Source organism: Prescottella subtropica, assembly GCF_005434945.1.
Taxonomy (GTDB): Bacteria; Actinomycetota; Actinomycetes; order Mycobacteriales; family Mycobacteriaceae; genus Prescottella; species Prescottella subtropica.
The window spans coordinates 358,791-377,966 of record NZ_SKCH01000002.1 but is presented as its reverse complement, the minus strand read 5'-3'; the positions used below and the strand labels follow the sequence as shown (position 1 = coordinate 377,966).

Annotated in this window: 19 protein-coding genes; 7 read left to right on the top strand and 12 right to left on the bottom strand. The window is 69.6% G+C overall.

What is annotated here, in order from left to right; all coding sequences use genetic code 11:
- Window positions 1-22: 22 nt before the first annotated feature.
- A complete protein-coding gene (mscL, locus tag E0497_RS04120; protein ID WP_137723498.1) occupies window positions 23-478 on the top strand; it encodes a large-conductance mechanosensitive channel protein MscL in 456 nt (151 codons plus the stop codon).
- Here the strand turns inward: mscL and E0497_RS20590 are convergent.
- The 5 genes from E0497_RS20590 to E0497_RS04100 form a co-directional block, all read right to left on the bottom strand.
- Window positions 475-648, bottom strand: a complete 174-nt coding sequence (locus tag E0497_RS20590) for a hypothetical protein (protein WP_170312856.1) — start codon at window positions 646-648, stop codon at window positions 475-477. The two genes, mscL and E0497_RS20590, sit on opposite strands and share 4 nt — an antisense overlap.
- A 24-nt stretch (window positions 649-672) precedes the next feature.
- Window positions 673-1,167: a MogA/MoaB family molybdenum cofactor biosynthesis protein gene (locus E0497_RS04115; RefSeq protein WP_241665693.1), complete on the bottom strand. Its 495-nt coding sequence runs from the start codon at window positions 1,165-1,167 to the stop codon at window positions 673-675.
- A 44-nt stretch (window positions 1,168-1,211) separates the two neighbouring features.
- Complete coding sequence (locus E0497_RS04110) at window positions 1,212-2,558, bottom strand: S1C family serine protease (protein ID WP_137723496.1); 1,347 nt, start codon at window positions 2,556-2,558, stop codon at window positions 1,212-1,214.
- Window positions 2,559-2,658: 100 nt separating this feature from the next.
- A complete protein-coding gene (locus E0497_RS04105; protein WP_241665703.1) occupies window positions 2,659-4,089 on the bottom strand; it encodes a HAMP domain-containing sensor histidine kinase in 1,431 nt (476 codons plus the stop codon).
- Between the two features lie 23 nt (window positions 4,090-4,112).
- Entirely contained in the window at window positions 4,113-4,799 is a 687-nt protein-coding gene (locus tag E0497_RS04100; RefSeq protein ID WP_137723495.1) for a response regulator transcription factor, read from the bottom strand.
- Window positions 4,800-4,894: 95 nt separating this feature from the next.
- On the opposite strand from E0497_RS04100, the gene rpsR reads away from it, so the two are divergent.
- The 4 genes from rpsR to E0497_RS04080 all read left to right on the top strand — a co-directional run bounded on the left by rpsR (window position 4,895) and on the right by E0497_RS04080 (window position 7,752).
- The gene (rpsR, locus tag E0497_RS04095) at window positions 4,895-5,152 is read left to right on the top strand and encodes a 30S ribosomal protein S18 (protein WP_137723494.1); all 258 of its coding nucleotides are present in this window, start codon (window positions 4,895-4,897) and stop codon (window positions 5,150-5,152) included.
- A 78-nt stretch (window positions 5,153-5,230) separates the two neighbouring features.
- Window positions 5,231-6,157 (top strand): AEC family transporter, encoded by a 927-nt coding sequence (locus E0497_RS04090; RefSeq protein ID WP_137723493.1) that lies wholly within the window; start codon window positions 5,231-5,233, stop codon window positions 6,155-6,157.
- Between the two features lie 92 nt (window positions 6,158-6,249).
- Entirely contained in the window at window positions 6,250-7,215 is a 966-nt protein-coding gene (locus E0497_RS04085; RefSeq protein WP_137723492.1) for an alpha/beta hydrolase, read from the top strand.
- Window positions 7,216-7,536: 321 nt separating this feature from the next.
- Window positions 7,537-7,752 (top strand): hypothetical protein, encoded by a 216-nt coding sequence (locus E0497_RS04080; protein ID WP_137723491.1) that lies wholly within the window; start codon window positions 7,537-7,539, stop codon window positions 7,750-7,752.
- 30 nt (window positions 7,753-7,782) lie between these two features.
- On the opposite strand, the gene purH is transcribed toward E0497_RS04080, so the two are convergent.
- The 4 genes from purH to E0497_RS04060 form a co-directional block, all read right to left on the bottom strand.
- Entirely contained in the window at window positions 7,783-9,369 is a 1,587-nt protein-coding gene (gene purH / locus E0497_RS04075) for a bifunctional phosphoribosylaminoimidazolecarboxamide formyltransferase/IMP cyclohydrolase (RefSeq protein ID WP_137723490.1), read from the bottom strand.
- Window positions 9,362-9,970: a phosphoribosylglycinamide formyltransferase gene (purN, locus tag E0497_RS04070; protein WP_137723489.1), complete on the bottom strand. Its 609-nt coding sequence runs from the start codon at window positions 9,968-9,970 to the stop codon at window positions 9,362-9,364. The genes purH and purN overlap by 8 nt, the downstream gene beginning before the upstream one ends.
- A gap of 87 nt (window positions 9,971-10,057) precedes the next feature.
- Entirely contained in the window at window positions 10,058-11,521 is a 1,464-nt protein-coding gene (locus E0497_RS04065; RefSeq protein ID WP_137723488.1) for a cell division protein PerM, read from the bottom strand.
- A 4-nt stretch (window positions 11,522-11,525) separates the two neighbouring features.
- Window positions 11,526-12,296 carry a DUF5336 domain-containing protein gene (locus E0497_RS04060; protein ID WP_137723487.1) on the bottom strand — a complete coding sequence of 257 codons (771 nt, stop codon included), beginning with the start codon at window positions 12,294-12,296 and terminating at the stop codon, window positions 11,526-11,528.
- Window positions 12,297-12,398: 102 nt separating this feature from the next.
- Here E0497_RS04060 and E0497_RS04055 point away from each other — a divergent pair, with 102 nt between their 5' ends.
- Complete coding sequence (locus E0497_RS04055; RefSeq protein WP_137723486.1) at window positions 12,399-13,034, top strand: IMPACT family protein; 636 nt, start codon at window positions 12,399-12,401, stop codon at window positions 13,032-13,034.
- Window positions 13,035-13,118: 84 nt separating this feature from the next.
- Here the strand turns inward: E0497_RS04055 and sucD are convergent, their stop codons facing one another.
- Both sucD and sucC read right to left on the bottom strand, forming a co-directional pair.
- Window positions 13,119-14,021 carry a succinate--CoA ligase subunit alpha gene (sucD, locus tag E0497_RS04050; RefSeq protein WP_137723485.1) on the bottom strand — a complete coding sequence of 301 codons (903 nt, stop codon included), beginning with the start codon at window positions 14,019-14,021 and terminating at the stop codon, window positions 13,119-13,121.
- Window positions 14,022-14,036: 15 nt separating this feature from the next.
- Entirely contained in the window at window positions 14,037-15,206 is a 1,170-nt protein-coding gene (gene sucC / locus E0497_RS04045; RefSeq protein ID WP_137723484.1) for an ADP-forming succinate--CoA ligase subunit beta, read from the bottom strand.
- A 492-nt stretch (window positions 15,207-15,698) separates the two neighbouring features.
- Between sucC and E0497_RS04040 the strand changes: the two genes are divergently transcribed.
- On the top strand, window positions 15,699-16,586 hold the full coding sequence (locus E0497_RS04040) for a M23 family metallopeptidase (protein WP_137723483.1): 888 nt from the start codon (window positions 15,699-15,701) through the stop codon (window positions 16,584-16,586).
- A 14-nt stretch (window positions 16,587-16,600) separates the two neighbouring features.
- On the opposite strand, the gene pcrA is transcribed toward E0497_RS04040, so the two are convergent.
- Window positions 16,601-19,054, bottom strand: coding sequence for a DNA helicase PcrA (pcrA, locus tag E0497_RS04035; RefSeq protein ID WP_137723482.1), 2,454 nt, complete (start codon window positions 19,052-19,054; stop codon window positions 16,601-16,603).
- Between the last annotated feature and the right edge of the window lie 122 nt (window positions 19,055-19,176).

Here is a 19,176-nt window from a genome sequence, read left to right as displayed (position 1 = left end):
TCGACACACGAGGGGATGTCACATGCTCAAGGGTTTCAAGGATTTCCTGCTCCGCGGAAGCGTGCTCGACCTCGCGGTCGCGGTCGTCGTCGGCGCCGCGTTCACGGCGATCGTCACGGCGTTCACGAGCAACATCGTCAACCCGCTCGTCGCGGCGATCGGCGGATCGAACGAGTACGGGTGGGGCAAGGAGATCATCTCCGGCAACCCGGAGACGTTCGTCAACCTCGGCGCTGTGGTGACCGCGATCATCAACTTCGTCATCATCGCGGCCGTCGTCTACTTCGTGCTCATCGTGCCCGCGAACCATCTGAAGTCGCGGTTCACCACCCCCGAGGAGAAAGCCGAAGAAGCGCTCGACACCGAGGTGGAACTGCTGACCCAGATCCGCGATCTGCTCGCCGACGGTCGTGGCAGCGTGTCGGATGCGTCGGCAGCGCCCTCGACGGACGGCAAGCACACCCGCTCGCTCGACTAGCGGACCAGCCCGTGGTGCGGCGGCACCTGCCGCCGCAGCCACTCGTCCTGCCCGCCCCGGGCCTCCGACGCGCCGTCACGGGAGCGTTCGTCGGAGGTCTGGTCGGGCAGGACAGTGCCGAAGATGGCGTCCAGCCGGGCCCGGTCGATCCGGTTCTTCTCGTCTGTCATGGTATTCCGCGCCTTTCCGTCGTGTCAGTCGTCGATGCTCGACAGCTGCCCGATGACGTGACTCGCGAGCGGGGTGAGCGTGGCCATGCCGTCCCGCACCGCGGCCCGCGACGACGCCAGATTCGCGACCAGCGTGCTGCCGGAGATGCCGACGAGCCCGCGGGAGACGACCGCGTCCACCGCGCCGGCGGCCAGTCCCGACGAGCGCAGCGCCTCACTGATACCCGGAATTTCCCGGTCCAGTACCTCCGCGGTGACGTCGGGGGTGACATCGCGCGCCGAGACGCCGGTGCCGCCGACGGAGATCACCAGGTCGACGCCACCGATCACCGCGGTATTGAGGACGTTGCGGATCTCCACCTCGTCCGCGGCCACCGCGACCGTCGCGTCCACCAGGAACCCGGCCTCCGTGAGCAGTTCGGTCACGAGCGGCCCGATCGAGTCGACATCGCCGTGCGCGGTCCGGTCGTCGACGACGACGACGAGGGCACGTCCGGCCAACGGTGCTTCGAGTTCCATGACCCCTACCGTAGTGGTCGGCCTCGGGTATCGGGCGCTGTGCATCAGCGGCCGCCCTGCGTCTGGCCGGCGAGCTGCGCCTCCACCGTCTTGGTGGCACCCGACGGATCCTTGTAGGTCACCTGCACCTTGTCGCCCGGCGCGTGGGAGCGGATCGCGGCGATCAGCGAGTCCCCGGTGGTGATGATGCGGTCGTCGACCTTCGTGATCACGACACCCTTGGGGATACCGGCCTTGTCCGCCGGGCCGCCCGGGGTGACGTCGACGACGGCCGCACCGCCGGTCGTGGTGTCCCGCGCGGACACCTGGACACCGACGATCGCCTGCGTGGCCTTGCCTGTCTTGGCGAGTTCGTCCGCGATGCGCCGGGCCTGATCGACCGGGATCGCGAATCCGAGTCCGATCGAGCCGCCCTGGCCGCCCGCCGTCGCGATCGCGGTGTTGATGCCGATGAGTTTGCCGTCCATGTCGACGAGCGCGCCACCGGAGTTGCCGGGGTTGATCGCGGCATCGGTCTGGAGCGCGTCGATGACGGTGTTCTGGTTGCCCTCCTCACCGCTCGTCGACACCGGCCGGTCGAGAGCCGAGATGATCCCGGACGTGACGGTGCCGGCCAGGCCGAGCGGGGAACCGATCGCGACGACCTGCTGCCCGACCTGGACGTCGTCCGAGTTCCCGAGTTCGATCGGGGTCAGGCCGGACTTGCCGTCGACCTTGATGACCGCGATGTCCGACGTCGGGTCGGCGCCGACGAGCGTCGCCGGTGCGGTGCTGCCGTCGGCGAACGCCACCATCAGTTTGCCGTCGGGTCCACCGCCGGACACCACGTGGTTGTTGGTCATGATGAGGCCGTCGGACGACAGGATCACGCCGGATCCCTCGCCCTGGCCGCGGGCACCGGACACCTGGATCTGTACGACGCTCGGCACGACCTTCTGGGCCACCGCCTCGATCGAGCCGGCCGGCGCGGCCGACACGTTGCTCGTCGACGGCTTCGGGGCGTCGAGCGCGTTCGTCACGGACGTGGTGCCGCCGCCGTTCGACGTGGCGAGCGAGCCGACGACACCGCCGATACCACCACTGACCAGGGCCAGCGCGATGGCGCCGGTGACGATCGCGGTGCGTCCGACCCGACGCGGATGCTGCGGTCCGGCGGCCGGAACGGGCGCACCGGTGGTCGGCAGGCTGCCCGTCCCCCCGAGACTCGGGAACTGCTCGGTCGGCTGGTGGCCGGCCGGGAAACCCGGCTGCGGGTAGCCGGGCTGCTGCGGGTGACCCGGATGCTGGGGGTAGCCCTGGTTCTGCGGGACGCCCGGGTTCTGCTGGTAGCGCCACGGATCCTGCGGGGCACCCTGGTCGGGGCCGCCGTGGGGGGTACGGTCGTCGGTCATCACGCCGCCTTCTGTCATGACCGCCTGGGGTTCGGCGGCACTGGTCCGGTCTGGACTTCAGCCTGCCGGGTACGACTGAGAAGCCGCTGAGACCGTGCTGTCAGTTTCCCGTGTCCTTGTCGAGGTCCCTGCCGGACTGGGATTCTGTGTACTGGGATTCGCCGGTCCGGGATTCGCCGGGCAGCACGATCCGGATGAGCGCCCCACCGCGCGGCGACGTCTCGACCGCGATCGTGCCGCCGTGCTTGGTCACCATCTGCCGGACGATCGCCAGACCCAGCCCCGATCCGGGCATCGACCGCGACGCCGTGGCCCGGTAGAAGCGCTCGAACACCAACTCGCGTTCCTCGACGGGGATGCCGGGGCCGGCGTCGTCGACGGTGATCTCCAGCAGTCGGTCACCGACCTGCCGCATCCGCACGTCGACGTGCTGCCCGGACGGGCTCCACTTCGCCGCGTTGTCGAGGACGTTGAGGACCGCCCGCGACAGGCCTGCCTGGTCGCCGTAGATGTACCAGGGGGTGGTGGCGGCGTCGAAGTCGATCTCGTTGCGGCGGCGACGCGCCTTCTCGAGGGACCGTTCGACGACATCGCACACGTCGACGAGTTCGAACACCGTCTCGGGCGCGTCCTCACGGGCCAGGTCCACGAGATCGCCGACGAGCGTGGACAACTCCTCGATCTGCGCGACGACGTCGGCCCGCAGATCGGCCATGTCCTCGTCCGGGATGCTCGGTGCGCCGGGACGGCTCGACGCGATGAGCAGTTCCATGTTGGTGCGCAGCGATGTCAGCGGGGTCTTCAGTTCGTGTCCGGCGTCCGCGACCAGCCGACTCTGCCGGGCCCGGGATTCGGCCAGCGCCCGCAGCATGGTGTTGAAACTGACGGTGAGCCGGGCGAGTTCGTCGTGTCCGGTGACCGGTATCGGGGTCAGGTCGTCGGTGCGGGCGACGCGTTCGGCGGCCGCGGTGAGCCGGGCGATCGGCCGCAGCCCGGTCCGCCCGACGGTGGTGCCGGCGGCCGCCGCCAACACGACACCGCATCCGCCGACGACGAACAGCACCCAGGCGAGCCTGTCGAGCACGTCCTTCGTCGGCTGCAGTCTCTGCGCGAGGACGAGGGTGCTGCCGTCTCGGGTGCGTTCGGCGAGGACCCGGTTGTCCTCGACGGTCCGCAGCGAGAAGTCCCGCTGCCCGCGGGCGACCGCGAGTTCCGGCGGCCCGATCGGGACGGCCGAGCCGGGCGGGATGTACTTGTTCAGGTCCGGGAAGATCAGCGCCACACTGATATCGCTGGTGTACAGCGTCGCACCCGCGATGTAGCGGGGGTCGAACGTGATCAGGTCGTTGTTCACGATCGCCGCGGCCCGCGACTGCAACTGTTTGTCGACGTCCGCGTACAGCGCCCGCGACACGACCGCGTACGCGGCCACGGCCATGACGGCGACCGCGATCGCCACCACCGACGCGGCGAGCAGCGTCACCCGCCACCGCAGCGACACCGACCGGGTCAACGGCATCGGCGGACGCATCTCGGTGCGGCCGGGTGCAGCCGTCACGGGGGCGTCTCCCGCAGCACGTAGCCGACACCGCGGACGGTGTGGATCAGCCGGGACTCCCCGTCGGCCTCGGTCTTGCGGCGCAGGTACCCGACGTACACCTCGAGGGCGTTCCCGGACGTCGGGAAGTCGTAGCCCCACACCTCCTCGAGGATCCGGCTGCGTGAGAGCACCCGGCGAGGGTTCGCCATGAGCATCTCGAGCAGTGCGAACTCGGTGCGGGTGAGACTGATCGACCGGCCGCCGCGGGTCACCTCGCGGGTCACCGGGTCCAGTGTCAGATCCTCGAACTTCAACGCCTCGGAGTCCTCCGCCGACGCCGGACCGGCCCGGCGCAGCAGCGCCCGCAACCGGGCGAGCAGTTCCTCGAGCGCGAACGGTTTCGGCAGGTAGTCGTCGGCGCCGGCATCGAGTCCGGCGACCCGTTCGGACACCGAATCGCGGGCCGTGAGCACCAGGATCGGCAGCTCGTCGCCGGTGCTGCGCAGCCGACGGCACACCTCGAGCCCGTCCAGTCGGGGCATCATCACGTCCAGCACGACCGCGTCGGGACGGGACGCGGCGATCTTCTCGATCGCGTCGACACCGTCGACGGCGAGTTCCACCGTGTACCCGTTGAAGCTCAGCGACCGCCGCAACGATTCGCGGACCGCCCGATCGTCGTCGACCACCAGAATGCGCATGCGGACATTTTGTCCCGACGGACTGAGATCCCGCTGAGAGGCTCCCGTTCGAAAGCACCCGGGCGTGTCGTGCCTGGTCCGGTAGGCTGAGCGTCATGGCAGTCAAGAGGGCACCGTCGCGGAAGGCACGCAGCGAACAGGGCCGCAAGCCGAAGAAGAATCCGCTGATCACCGCGGGCATCGAGACCGTCGACTACAAGGACGTCAACCTGCTGCGCACGTTCATCTCCGACCGCGGCAAGATCCGCAGCCGACGGGTGACGGGGCTGACCCCGCAGCAGCAGCGGCAGGTCGCCACCGCGGTGAAGAACGCCCGCGAGATGGCGTTACTCCCGTACATCACCGGCAAGTAGGTGCCGGCCGGGCCGACCGGCGGACAGGTCTAGACTTTCCGCCGAGTTTCGGTTCGGTTTTCGGAGGTGTCCCGCGGCGTGTCGGGTGTGGTCGCGGGTTTCACTGTCATCTTCGTCGTCATCGCGATCGGGTTCTTCCTCGGCCGCAGCGGCACTCTCGGCGAGCACGGCCAGTTCGTGCTCAGCCGCCTGGTGTTCTTCGTCGCCACCCCGGCGCTGCTGTTCGACACCCTCGCCGGCTCCGACCTGTCCGTGGTCTTCTCCCCCACCCTCGCGGTCGCCGCGGCCACCGCGTTCGCCGTCGCCGGCATCTATCTGGCCGTCGCGACACTGTGGCTGCGCCGGCCGTTGCCGGAGTTGACGATCGGCGCGCTCGCGTCGTCGTACGTGAACTCGGCGAACCTCGGTATCCCGATCGCGGTGTTCGTGCTCGGCGATGCGTCGTTCGTGGCGCCGCTGCTGCTGTTCCAGATCATGATCTTCTCGCCGATCGCACTGACTGTCCTCGACATCAGCACGATGCGCCGGGACGCGTCGCTGCTCGAGACGATCACCACCCCGTTCAAGAATCCGATCGTGCTGGCCGGTGCCGCCGGTCTGGCGGTCGCGGTGTCCGGGTGGCAGCCACCCGAAGCCCTCATGCAGCCGTTCACACTCATCGGCAACGCGTCCGTGCCCGGGGCGCTGCTCGCGTTCGGGCTGTCCCTGTACGGGGTGCGGGTGCTCGAGAAGGGTGCCAGTCCACGCCGTGACGTCGCCCTCGCCTCGGTGCTCAAGATCGTGGTGCAACCGCTGCTCGGCTACCTGATGGCCCGGTTCGTCCTCGGCCTCGACGGGCACGACCTGTTCGCGATCGTCGTCATCTCGTGCCTGCCGACCGCACAGAACGTGTTCGTGTACGCCAGTCGCTACCAGCGCGGCACGGTCCTCGCCCGCGATGCTGCGCTCGTCACGACCCTCGGCTCGATTCCCGTGATCGCCCTCGTGGCGGCGGTACTGGCGTGACCCGTCTACGAGGGCCACTGCGGGCGGTTGCTGCGCACGACTCTCGGGCGATCGTGCAGTAACCACCCGCGGCGACCTGATAGACACTCCGTATGGCCGACACCGAGATCACGTTCACCACGGGTGACATCACCCTGCACGGCAGCCTCCGACTTCCCGCCGGCTCCGGTCCCGACGCGCCGGCCCCGGCGGTGCTGCTGCTCGCGGGCAGCGGGCCGACCGACCGCAACGGCGACAGCGCCCTGCTGCCCGGCAACATCGGCACCCTCGAATTCCTCGCGGATCTGCTCGAGAAGCGTGGGTTCGCGAGCCTGCGCTACGACAAGCTGGGCAGCGGCACCACGGGTCTGGGCCCGTACGACCCGGAGGACATCGGGGAGCTCGGTTTCTCGGTGTTCACCGAGGGTGCCCGCGCCGCGTGGGAGTTCCTGGCGGATCGGGCGGCGGTCGACCCGGAGCGGGTGTACGTCGTCGGGCACAGTGAGGGTGCGCTGATCGCGCTCGCCCTGGCCGGTACCGGCGCGAACGTTGCCGGGGTCGGGCTGCTCGAGCCGCTCGCCGTGCGGCTGCTCGACCTGCTCACGACGCAGATCGACCGTCAGCTCACCGCGGTCGTCGGTGCCGGGCAGTTGCCGCTCGAACTGGCCGACGCGCTGCGGCTGGCGCTGGCCGGGGCCGTCGAATCGCTGCGCACCGATGCGACGCTCACCGACGATCTGCCGGAGCCGCTGCGGGCCGCCGGTCTGGTGCCGGCCAACGCTCGGGCCCTCGCCGAGGAGGATGCGCTGGATCCGCGGGAGCTGGCGGGACGCCTGCCGGCCGGGACGCCGGTCGTGACGAGTTGCTCCGCCAAGGACATCCAGCTCGACTGCACCGACGTCGACGCGCTCGACGCCGCACTCGCCCACACGGCGCTGACCTCGATCCGGATGTCCACCGCGAACCACGTGCTCAAGGAGATCGGTGACACCGCTTCGACGGGCGCCGACTACATCGCACCGTTGCCGTGGTCTGCCGAGTTCACGGCCGGTTTCGAGGGCTGGCTCGACACCCTCTGACCGCGTGGTGATCCCGCGCGGCGACACGCCGGAACGAGAAACCGAGATGTCGCCGCGCGGACACTGCTGTATGGTTCTCCGTTAACCAACGGGCTCACACGAGAAAGGTACGGTCGCGATGCAGTCGAAGTCCTCGGTACTTGCCGTGAAACTTGCTCACAAGCACATGTATTTCGCCGTACCCGCGTGGCACCGCCACGCAGCCTTCATCGAGTGGCCCCGAGAAACGAGTTCCCCGTAACCGGAACTTCTTTCTCGGGCACCCGAAGGCACATCGCCTCGGGTGCCTTTCTTTTATCCACTTCCAGTCAGGAGAACCACATGAAGCTTCGACTCGGTGCCGACGGCACCACCACCACGCCCCTGCCCGGGGATCTCACCGGTCAGGTCGTCACGATCGATCTGCGGCACGTCGACGCCGGACACGACACCGGTGCGGCCGCACTGGTGTCCGAGCTGCTCGCCCGCGGGGCGGCGCGTCTCGTCATCGCCGGCACCAGCGACGACGACGCTCCCCCGTCCGGCCTCGCGGCCTGAGAGACGAGGGAGCGTCGTGGCGGGATGCGCTCAGTGCGCGAAGTGGCGGGCACCCGTCAGGTAGAGGGTGACACCGGCGGCGCGAGCCGCCTCGACGACCTCGTTGTCGCGGACCGAACCACCGGGCTGGACGACGGCACGGACACCGGCGTCGAGCAGGACCTGCAGTCCGTCGGGGAACGGGAAGAACGCGTCGGACGCGGCCACCGAACCCTGTGCGCGGTCACCGGCCCGCTGCACTGCGAGGTGTGCGGAGTCGACGCGGTTGACCTGGCCCATGCCGACGCCGACCGAGGCGCCGTCGTTCGCGAGCAGGATCGCGTTGGACTTCACGGCACGGCACGCACGCCACGCGAACGCGAGGTCCGCGAGGGTCTTCTCGTCGGCGGCCTCACCGACGACGAGCTGCCAGTTGGCGGAGTCGTCGCCGTCGGCGTCGAGGACGTCGCGCTGCTGCAGCAGGGCGCCGCCGGAGATGGGACGCAGCTCGATGCCGGTCGCGGTCGGGGCTGCGGCCTCGAGCACCCGGATGTTCTTCTTGCGGGCCAGCACCTCGACGGCACCGTCCGCGTACGACGGGGCGATGATCACCTCGGTGAAGATGTCGGCGACCTGCTCGGCCATCTCGACGGTGACCTCACGGTTGGCGGCGATGACGCCACCGAACGCGGACACCGGATCGCACGCGTGCGCCTTGCGGTGCGCCTCGGCGATGTCGGCACCGACCGCGATACCGCACGGGTTGGCGTGCTTGATGATCGCGACGGCCGGCTCGGAGTGGTCGTACGCGGCACGCCATGCGGCGTCACCGTCGGTGTAGTTGTTGTACGACATCTCCTTGCCGTGGAACTGCTTCGCCTGTGCGAGGCCCGCCGGACCGGCCGGGCTGTCGTACAGGGCCGCGCCCTGGTGCGGGTTCTCGCCGTAGCGCAACACCGCGGAGCGGTCCCACGTGGCACCGATCCAGCGCGGGAACTGCGACAGTGCAGAATCTTCCGTCGCTTCGCTCGGGGCGACCGTCTCGACGAGGCTCTCGGTCATCCAGGTGGCGACCGCGACGTCGTACGACGCGGTGTGCTGGAACGCCTGCGCGGCCAGCGCGGTGCGCTCGAAGAGGCTGAAGCCGCCGGCCTCGACCGCGGCGAGGACGCCCTCGTACTTGGCGGGGTCGACGACGACCGCGACGGACGGATGGTTCTTCGCCGCGGCACGCACCATCGACGGGCCGCCGATGTCGATCTGCTCGACACACTCGTCCGGGGTGGCGCCCGACGCGACGGTCTGCGTGAACGGGTACAGGTTGACGATCACCAGCTCGAACGCCTCGATACCCAGCTCGGCGAGCTGCGCGAGGTGCTCGGGCTTGCGGGTGTCGGCGAGGACACCGGCGTGCACGCGCGGGTGCAGCGTCTTGACGCGACCCTCGAGGCATTCGGGGAAACCGGTCAGGTCCTCGACCTTGGTGACCGGGATGCCGGCGTCGGCGATCTTCGCGGCGGTGGAACCGGTGGACACCAGTTCCACTCCGGCCTTGTGCAGGCCGGTGGCCAGTTCGACCAGCCCGGTCTTGTCGTAGACGCTGACGAGTGCGCGGCGTACAGCCTTGCGTTCACTCACTGGGGATCACGGCCTTTCGTCCGTCGGAAACAACACCTCGGAGGGCGACGGCGGCCACGACCTCGGCCAGCAGTCGTCGTTCGACAATCTTGATGCGCTCGTGCAGCGCGGCCTCGTCGTCGTCGGGGCGGACCTCGACCGGTTCCTGCGCGAGGATCGGGCCGGTGTCGACGCCGCCGTCGACCAGATGCACGGTGGACCCGGTGACCTTGACGCCGTAGGCGAGGGCGTCGCGGACGGCGTGCGCGCCGGGGAACGACGGCAGCAGCGCGGGATGCGTGTTGACGATCCGGCCACCGAAACGCTCGAGGAACGCCGGGCCGAGGATCTTCATGAAGCCGGCACTGACGACCAGGTCGGGTTCGTGCGCGGCGACGGCCTCGGTGAGTGCGACATCCCACGCGGCGCGGTCGGCATGGTCGCGGAGCGACACCTGGAAATCGGCGATACCGGCGTCGGCGGCGTGCCCGGCGGCCTCGCAGTCCCGGTCGACCCCGACAGCGACGATCGTCGCGGGATAGCCGTCGGCGCGGGTCGCATCGATCAGAGCGCGGAGAAGGCTGCCCGTCCCCGACGCGAGTACGACGATCCGAGCGGGCACCGTGGGCCGCAGCTGGTCACGCGTGGCAGTCAGCGCACTACTCCTGGTTTCGCAAGACGGTTCCGGCCCGACAGGGCCGGGTACAGCCTAGTCGCTGGGGGTCACCGGACCTTCCGGCAGGTCGCCTTCCGTGACGGGCGTCATCTCGGCCTCGGGTTCGTCCACGATCTCCGCCTCGACGACCTCCGGTGTCCCGTTCTCCGGTGTCCCGGCTTCCGTGATCCCGGCCGGCGCCTCGAGTTCGGCGGCGGTGTCGGCGCGGTAGCGGACGGCGGGCCGCTCGAGGCGTTTGATCTCGAAATCCGGGACGGCGGTCTCCGGCACCGTGTCCGGTGCCGTCAGGGTGTCGGTGGCGACGTCCGGATCGTGTTCCTCTTCCGGATCGGGTTCGACGACGGCGCGGCGGGTGACGAGAACGCCGACGATCAGTCCGGGCACCAGCAGCCACCCGAAGGTGATCAGCCCCAGCAGTGCCGGGTCGACGCCGACGTAGCCGTACGCGCCGAGGTCGCCGCCGGCGAGGACACCGGCGAGGGCGGCGAGGACACCCGCCCCGGCGGCCGCGAGCGCGACGACGGACGCGGTCCGCTGCACGGACAGGTGGATGCGGCCGCAGTCGCGGCCGAGCAGTGCGCCGATCGTCACGGGGATCGCCAGTAGCACCGGCCACGCCGTGCCGACCAGTTCGGTGGGGACACCACCGAGCACCGGGACGGGGGGTACCGGTCCGGCGTCGACGGCGAACAGGCTCAGTGTGGTTCCGCCGGCGTGGGCGGTCCCGCCGAGCAGCACTGCGACACCGCCGATCGCGGCGTTCGGCAGGTACAGCACCGACAGGACGGTGAGACCGAGGACGCCGACCACACCGCTGCCCTCGGCGAGCAGGGCGCCGACGTCCGACCACGACCACACCAGCGACGCCGTGGTCACGGCCGTTCCGGCGGCGAACAACAGTCCTGCCGCGCGCGCACCGGGCACGACGGCGGACGGCACCCATCCGGGCAGGCCCCAGCGCCGGCACAGCGACCGTCCGGCGGTCGTCAGGACACCGGCGACGGCCGACAGCGCGTGGATCCCGACGACTGCCGCGAGTGCGGGGGCGATGCTCGGCGATACCAGCGGCAGCGTCCCCTCGGCGTCACCGACGACCGCGAACGCGATGAGGGTCGCCGCGATCGGTCCGGCGATCGCGGCGGCGATCACCTGGCCGGCGACCCGCGGGTCACTGTCCGGGTGGACGGCGCGAGCGCATCCGCGGGCCACCGCCCACATCAGCAGGATCGTGGGGAGCAGCGGCAGGACACCGAGCGGCGCGTCGGTGACCGTGAGCGACACGTGGTGCAGGGCCAGCCAGCCCGCCGCGACGCCGCCGACCGCGCCCGCGAGGTCGCTGTTCGACGACACCAGCACGACGACGACCGCGGCACAGACTGCGGCGAGGGCGATTCCGGTGGGGCGCAGGGCCACCGCGAGCAGTGCCCGCGCCCGGTCACCGCTCGGGGCGGCTCCGGTGGTGGTGCGACGGGTGCTGCGGGCGAGCAGGGTCGTCACGCGCTCACTTCGCCTCGTCGTCGGACTCGGCGGACGGGGAAGGCTGGGCGGGCTGCTGCTGTGGAATGTGCTGGGTGGGCTGCTGCGACTGGTACGCCTGGAACTGCCCGTATCCGGCGGTCGGCTGCTGCGGCGGGTAGCCCGGCGTCTGCGGTGCCTGACCGTACGACTGCTGCGGATAGCCCTGCGACTGCTGCCCGTACGGCTGCTGCGGGTACCCCTGCGGCGCACCGTAGCCCTGCTGCTGCGGCGGCGCGTAGCCCTGCGGGTGGCCGTAGGCGGCGGGGTGGACGTGTGTGGTCGTCGGCCGGCCCTGCGGCATCTTGAGCACCTCCGCGTCGACCAGGAAGAGCAGGACCGCGGCGACGGCCTGGACGAACGCCAGGATCAGGATGACGATGCCGCCCACCGCGAGACTGCCGCCGCCGGAGAGGCTCAGCATCACGACGAACGAGACGACCAGCCCGACGACCGATGCGACAGCCGCCGTCGCGTGCTGGTTCTGCTTGGGCAGCAACGACACTCCGGCGAGCAGACCACCGGTGAGCAGGAACGCGACCGGGAGCGCGCCGACACTCTCGAAGGCGTTCATCGTGAACGAGAACCCGTAGCCGACGCTGGACGAGTTCTCGACGTACGGGGCGAATCCGAGCAGGAAGACGACGACACCGACCGCGAGTACGCCGAGGCCGAGGAAGAACGACAGCCCTTTCGCCGCGGGGGTGGCCGGCGCCGGCGCGGGCTGGCCGAACGCCGCCCCTTCGGGGTAAGTCATGTCTGCTCCTAGTCGATCGTGCGGGCCCCCTGCACGCTACCCGCACCCTCCGACGACCCGCGCGAAATACCGGGCCGCCGTGGTCGTGGCGGAAGATGAACCATGCCTTTCACGCTGCCGCCCGGAGCCGACGTCGTCACCGAGACGGAGATCAAGCATTCCCGGTTCCGGGCCGCGGTGCGCCGGGTCGACGATCCGGCCGCCGCGCAGGCGTTCCTCGACGAGCAGCGGCGCCTGTTCCCCGACGCCCGCCACCACTGCTGGGCGTACGTGACGGGCAACGAGCCGTCCGAGCGGGCGGAACGCGCGGGCGACGACGGGGAGCCGGGCGGCACGGCCGGGGTGCCGATGCTGCAGGTGCTGCGGGCACGGGGCCTGGTGGACGTCGCGGTGGTCGTCACCCGCTGGTTCGGTGGCATCAAGCTCGGTGCGGGCGGTCTGGTGCGGGCGTACTCGGGTGCGGTCGCGGCCGCCCTGGACAGCGCCGAGTCGGCTGCCGCACTCCTGCGCCGGGAGCGGCTCGATCTGCTGGCGGTCGAGGTGGGGCACGACGTCGCGGGACGCCTGGAGGCAGAACTGCGAAGCCGAGGCGTCACCATCGTCGGCACGGCCTACGGTGCCGCGGTCACCTTCACCCTCGCGACGAAGGATCCCGCGCAACTGGCCGCGACGGTCGCCGAACTGACGGCGGGCGGCGGCGAACTCGTTCCGGCCGGAACCCGGTGGGCGGACGTGTGAGGGAACGCGAACGGCGCCCGCGGCCGGACGAGAAGTCCGGCGGCGGGCGCCGTTCACGCGAAGCTGTGATCCCTACGAACAGGATCAGAGGTTCTTCAGGATCTCCCGGGCGAGAGCCGCGGTCTCGGACGGCGTCTTGCCGACCTTGACACCGGCCGCCTCGAGGGCGTCCTTCTTGGCCTGCGCGGTGCCCGAGGAACCGGAGACGATGGCGCCGGCGTGGCCCATGGTCTTGCCCTCGGGAGCGGTGAAGCCCGCCACGTAGCCGACGACCGGCTTGGTGACGTTGGCCTTGATGTAGTCGGCGGCACGCTCCTCGGCGTCGCCACCGATCTCACCGATCATCACGATGACCTTGGTCTCGGGATCCTTCTCGAACGCCTCGATGGCGTCGATGTGGGTGGTGCCGATGACCGGGTCGCCGCCGATGCCGATGGCGGTCGAGAAGCCGTACTCGCGCAGCTCGAACATCATCTGGTAGGTCAGGGTGCCGGACTTGGAGACCAGGCCGATCGGGCCCTTGCCCGCGATGTCGGCCGGGGTGATGCCGACGAGCGCCTCACCCGGGGTGATGATGCCGGGGCAGTTGGGGCCGATGATCCGGGTCTTGTTGCCCTTCTCGACGTTGTAGGCCCACGCGAACGCGGAGTCCTGCACCGGGATGCCCTCGGTGATGACCACGAGCAGCGGGATCTCCGCGTCGATGGCCTCGACGATGGCGTCCTTCGAGAAGGCCGGGGGAACGAACGCGATCGAGACGTCCGCGCCGGTCTCCTTCATGGCCTCGGCGACGGTCGCGAAGACCGGCAGCTCGACGGCGTTACCGGCGGCATCGGTGTGCGAGACCGTGGTGCCGGCCTTGCGGGCGTTGACGCCACCGACGATCTGGGTGCCGGCCTTGAGCATCCGAGCGGTGTGCTTGCTGCCCTCGCCGCCGGTGATGCCCTGGACGATGACCTTGGAGTCCTTGGTCAGGAAGATAGCCATTGTTGTGTGTGTCCCTTACTTCGCGGCGAAGGCGAGCTCGGCGGCCTTGTCGGCAGCCTCGTCCATGGTTGCGACGACCGTGACCAGCGGGTGGGCGGCCTCGGCGAGGATGCGGCGACCCTCTTCGACGTTGTTGCCGTCCAGGCGCACGACGAGCGGCTTGTTGGCCTCGTCGCCCAGGGTCTCCAGGGCGCCGATGATGCCGTTGGCGACGGCGTCACACGCGGTGATGCCACCGAAGACGTTGACGAAGACGCTCTTGACCTGCGCATCGTTCAGGATGACGTCCAGGCCGGCGGCCATGACGGCAGCCGAGGCGCCGCCACCGATGTCGAGGAAGTTGGCCGGCTTGACGTTGCCGTGCTTCTCACCCGCGTAGGCGACGACGTCCAGGGTCGACATGACCAGACCGGCACCGTTGCCGATGACACCGACCTCACCGTCGAGCTTGACGTAGTTGAGGTCGTTCTCCTTGGCCTTGAGCTCGAGGGGATCGGTGGCGTCACGATCCTCGAAGGCCTCGTGGCCGGGCTGACGGAACGCGGCGTTCTCGTCCAGGGTGACCTTGCCGTCGAGGGCCAGGATCTGGTCGTCGGGCGTACGGACGAGCGGGTTGACCTCGACCAGGAGAGCGTCTTCCTTGATGAAGACCTCCCACAGCTTCTGGATCGTGTTGGCCGCGGCGTCGAGCACCTCGGCGGGCAGCTTGCCTGCCTCGGCGATCTCACGCGCGAACGCCAGGTCGACGCCCTTGACTGCGTCCACGGGGATCTTCGCGAGGGCGTCGGGGTTCTCCTCGGCGGTGACCTCGATCTCCACGCCACCCTCGACCGAGCACATGGCCAGGTAGGTGCGGTTGGTGCGGTCCAGCAGGAAGGAGATGTAGTACTCCTCAGCGATGTCACTCGCCTCTGCGACCAGCAGCTTCTTGACGACGTGGCCCTTGATGTCGAGGCCCAGGATCGCCTCGGCGTTCGCCTGCGCGGCATCCGCGTCGGGCGAGTACTTGACGCCACCGGCCTTGCCGCGGCCGCCGACCTTGACCTGCGCCTTGACCATCACAGGCTTGCCGATTTCCTCCGCGATCTCGCGGGCACCGGCGACAGTGTCGGTCACACGGCCGGCGGACGTCGGCACGTCATGCTTGGCGAAGAGTTCCTTCGCCTGGTATTCGAAGAGGTCCATCTGTTCACCGTCTCGTCTGCGTTGACGCCCGCTCGGGGGGTAGGAGCGGGTCCGTGTCGGACTTTAACTAGTTCAATCAATCGACTATCGCCCGCCCACATGCTATGTGGCACATGTCACGCGTCGACAGTCGTCGAAGTCCACCCCGCGACACTGCACCGCTCGAGCGGGCATCGCCCTCGTCGCGAGAGGCACCACGGAGAGGATGACAGGTGCCGCGCGGGGCGTCGTTACCGGGGATCGGCACCGCGCCGGACAGCCTCCGTATCGGGCGTTTCTGCCGCTCGAACATCGGGCATGTAACACGAAGATGACGTCTCGCTATATGAACGAGACCGCTCACGTTGTTCCACATATCCCCAGTTCAGCCTGTGACGCCAGTCACATATGCCGATTCGGTCCGTTCCGTAGGTTGCTCCCCTGCAACCGTTTCGTTACCGTCGCCAAGGTCAAAGTCACAGGCAGGTCACGGGCAGGAGGACGGCAGGGCACATGCACCACCGCTCCCAGTTCGCCCCGAGTCGATTCACGCAGGACCACACCGACCCCGAAGTCGAGACGTCCGTGATCACCGAGGCCCCCGAACCCGCCGCGGACGTCGATGTCGCGGCCCCCCGCAGCGGTGGCCGGCACCGCCTCCCCGCTCCCCCCGCCGCCCTCAAGGGCCGCGCCGCCGTCGTGGCGGTCGCCGCCGGAGCCGTCGTCGCCGCAGGCCAGGCAGCACTGACCGCACCGGCGGACAGGACCGATCACTCCGATGTCGCGCTGGCCTCCACCGGTGCGGCGCCCACCACCGCGGTCCCGCAGGCCGCACAGTTCAGCAACATCACCCAGAACCCGACCGGTTCGTCGGACAGTTCCGCACCGCAGGTTCTCGCGGTCGCGAGTCCGACCGACCTGGGCCAGTTCTCGAATCTGCTCGCGAAGGGGCACCGGTTCAGCGAGGAACGCGCCGCCCGTGAGGCCGCCGCGCGACGTCCGCTGTTCGTGCTGCCCGCACAGGGTGTCTACACGTCGTCGTTCGGCGCCCGCTGGGGCACGCTGCATGCCGGCGTCGACATCGCCAATGCGATCGGCACCCCGATTCTCGCGGTCGCCGACGGCGAGGTCATCGATTCCGGTCCGGCGGCCGGTTTCGGCATGTGGGTGCGCATCAAGCACGCCGACGGCACCATCACCGTGTACGGCCACATCAACGACACCCTGGTCACCGTGGGCCAGAGGGTGATGGCGGGCGATCAGATCGCCACGATGGGCAACCGTGGTTTCTCCACCGGCCCGCACCTGCACTTCGAGGTCCATCTCGGCGGCGACAACAAGGTCGACCCCATTCCGTGGCTCGCCACCCGCGGCATCAGCCTGGGCATCGAACAGCCCTGACGGCCGTCCTCTCCTCAGAGTTTCACCATCGGCACGCCGCCGATCAGCATCAGACGCACCTTGCCCGCCGATCCGAAGTCGACGGTGACCGTCGCGGTCGGGCCGGTACCCTTCGTCTCGAGCACCTTGCCGAGACCGTACTTGTCGTGACTGACCCGGTCGCCGACCGCGAGTACGAGGTTGTTGTTCCGCCCCCGGGGCGCACCGAAACTCGGTGACGCGGCACCGCCGCGACCACGCGAGTCACCGAATCCCGAACCGCCGTAACCGGATCCGCCGTAGCCCTGGTTGCCGTACTGCTGCCGGCGCCCGCCGCCGATCGCCCCACCCGTGCCGAGCACACCCGGGTCCTCCCGGCGCCAGTCCACGAGGTCGGCCGGAATCTCTTGCAGGAAACGCGATTCGGGGTTGGTGACCGGCTGCCCCCAGGCCGAGCGCACGACGGCGCGGGTGAGGTACAGCCGGTGCCGGGCCCGAGTGATACCCACATAGGCGAGGCGTCGCTCCTCCGACAGTTCGGCCGGATCGCCGAGAGCGCGCATGTGCGGGAACTGCCCGTCCTCCCAGCCGGTGACGAACACGACGGGGAACTCGAGCCCCTTCGCGGTGTGCAGGGTCATCAGGGTGACGACCCCTTCACCCTCGTCGGGCACCTGGTCGGAGTCGGCGACCAGCGACACCCGTTCGAGGAACGCGGCGAGCGAACCGGGGTCGGGCAGACCGTCCTCGTCGGCGGTCTCGTCGGGGGCCGCATCCTCCGCCACGAACGCGGCGGCGTTGCGCGCGTCGGAGCTGAATTCTCGTGCGACGCTGACCAGCTCGTTGAGGTTGTCGAGCCGCGCCCCGTCCTGGGGGTCGCTGCTGGCCTCGAGTTCGCGGCGGTAGCCGGTGCGGTCGAGGACGGCCTCGATCACCTCGCCGATGTCGGTGAGGTCGTTACCGTCGGATTCGGTGGCCGCCGACAGTTCGCGCAGCCCGTCGAGCAGTTCGAGGAACGACGCGATCGCCTTCACCGAGCGGCTGTTGAGCAGCGGCACCGTCCCCGCCGCACCGGCCCGCAGTGCGCGGGCGAAGCCGATCCCCTGCTGTTCCGCGTACACCGACACGCACGCCTCGGCGCGGTCGCCGATGCCGCGGCGCGGGGTGTTGAGGATGCGGCGCAGGCTCACCGTGTCGTCCTCGTTGGCGAGCACCCGCAGGTACGCGACGATGTCGCGGACCTCCTTGCGCTCGTAGAAGCGGGTGCCGCCGACCACCTTGTAGGGGATGCCGAGGCGGATGAAGATCTCCTCGAGCGCGCGGGAGGAGTTGTTGGTGCGGTAGAACACCGCGACGTCCGCGAACGTGGCGTCGCCCGCGTCGACGAGTCGGTCGATCTCCGAGGCCACGAACTGGGCCTCGTCGTGCTCGTTGTCGGCGACGTATCCGGTGATCAGCTCGCCGGCACCGGAGTCGGTCCACAGTCGCTTCTCGCGGCGACCGGTGTTGCGGGAGATGACCGCGTTGGCGGCCGACAGGATGTTCTGGGTGGACCGGTAGTTCTGTTCGAGCAGGATGGTGCGGGCCTGCGGGTAGTCCCGTTCGAACTCCTGGATGTTGCGGATCGTCGCACCGCGGAACGCGTAGATCGACTGGTCGGCGTCGCCGACGACGCACAGTTCGGCGGGCGGGACCGCGTGTGGGTCGTCGCTCGGGTCTCCGACGAGCTCGCGCACCAGCACGTACTGGGCATGGTTGGTGTCCTGGTACTCGTCGACGAGGACGTGCCGGAAGCGGCGCCGGTAGTACTCGGCGACCTGCGGGTAGCGCTGCAGCAGCGACACCGTCTCGCCGATGAGGTCGTCGAAGTCGAGTGCGTTACCGTCCCGCAGCCGCCGCTGGTAGATCGCGTACACGCGGGCGACGAGTTTGTCGAGGTCGGTGCCGTCCGGGCCCGCCGCCGCGGCCTCCGCCTCGGCGGGATCGATCAGCTCGTTCTTCAGGTTGGAGATCTTGGTGGCGAGCAGCCGCGCGGAGTGCCGCTTGGTGTCGATCTCGAGGTCCTTGGAGATCATCGTGAGCAGCCGGCGTGAATCGTCGGCGTCGTAGATCGAGAAGTTCGAGTTCATCCCGGGCAGCAGCGCCGACTGGGCGCGCAGGATCCGGACACAGCTCGAGTGGAACGTCGACACCCACATGCTGTTCGCGCGCGGGCCGACCAACTGCGCGACACGTTCGCGCATCTCGGCGGCGGCCTTGTTGGTGAACGTGATCGCCAGGATCTGGCCCGGCAGGACGTCCCGCTCGGCCAGCAGGTAGGCGATCCGGCGGGTGAGCACCGCCGTCTTGCCCGATCCGGCACCGGCGACGATGAGCAGCGGCGACCCGGCGTGCAGGACGGCCTCCCGCTGCTGCGGGTTGAGACCGCCGAGCAGGTCACGGGTGGACGGCTGGGCCGAGGGCATCATGGCGCCGGGAATCGTGTTCATCGCCTGTCCACGCTACCGGCCCGCCCCGACAATGCCGGTCGTGAAGGTGGTCACCCATACTTGGGCCGGTCCGGTGCGCGTGGCAAACTCGGTGGGTGATCACCGCCGTGCCGGAACCTTGA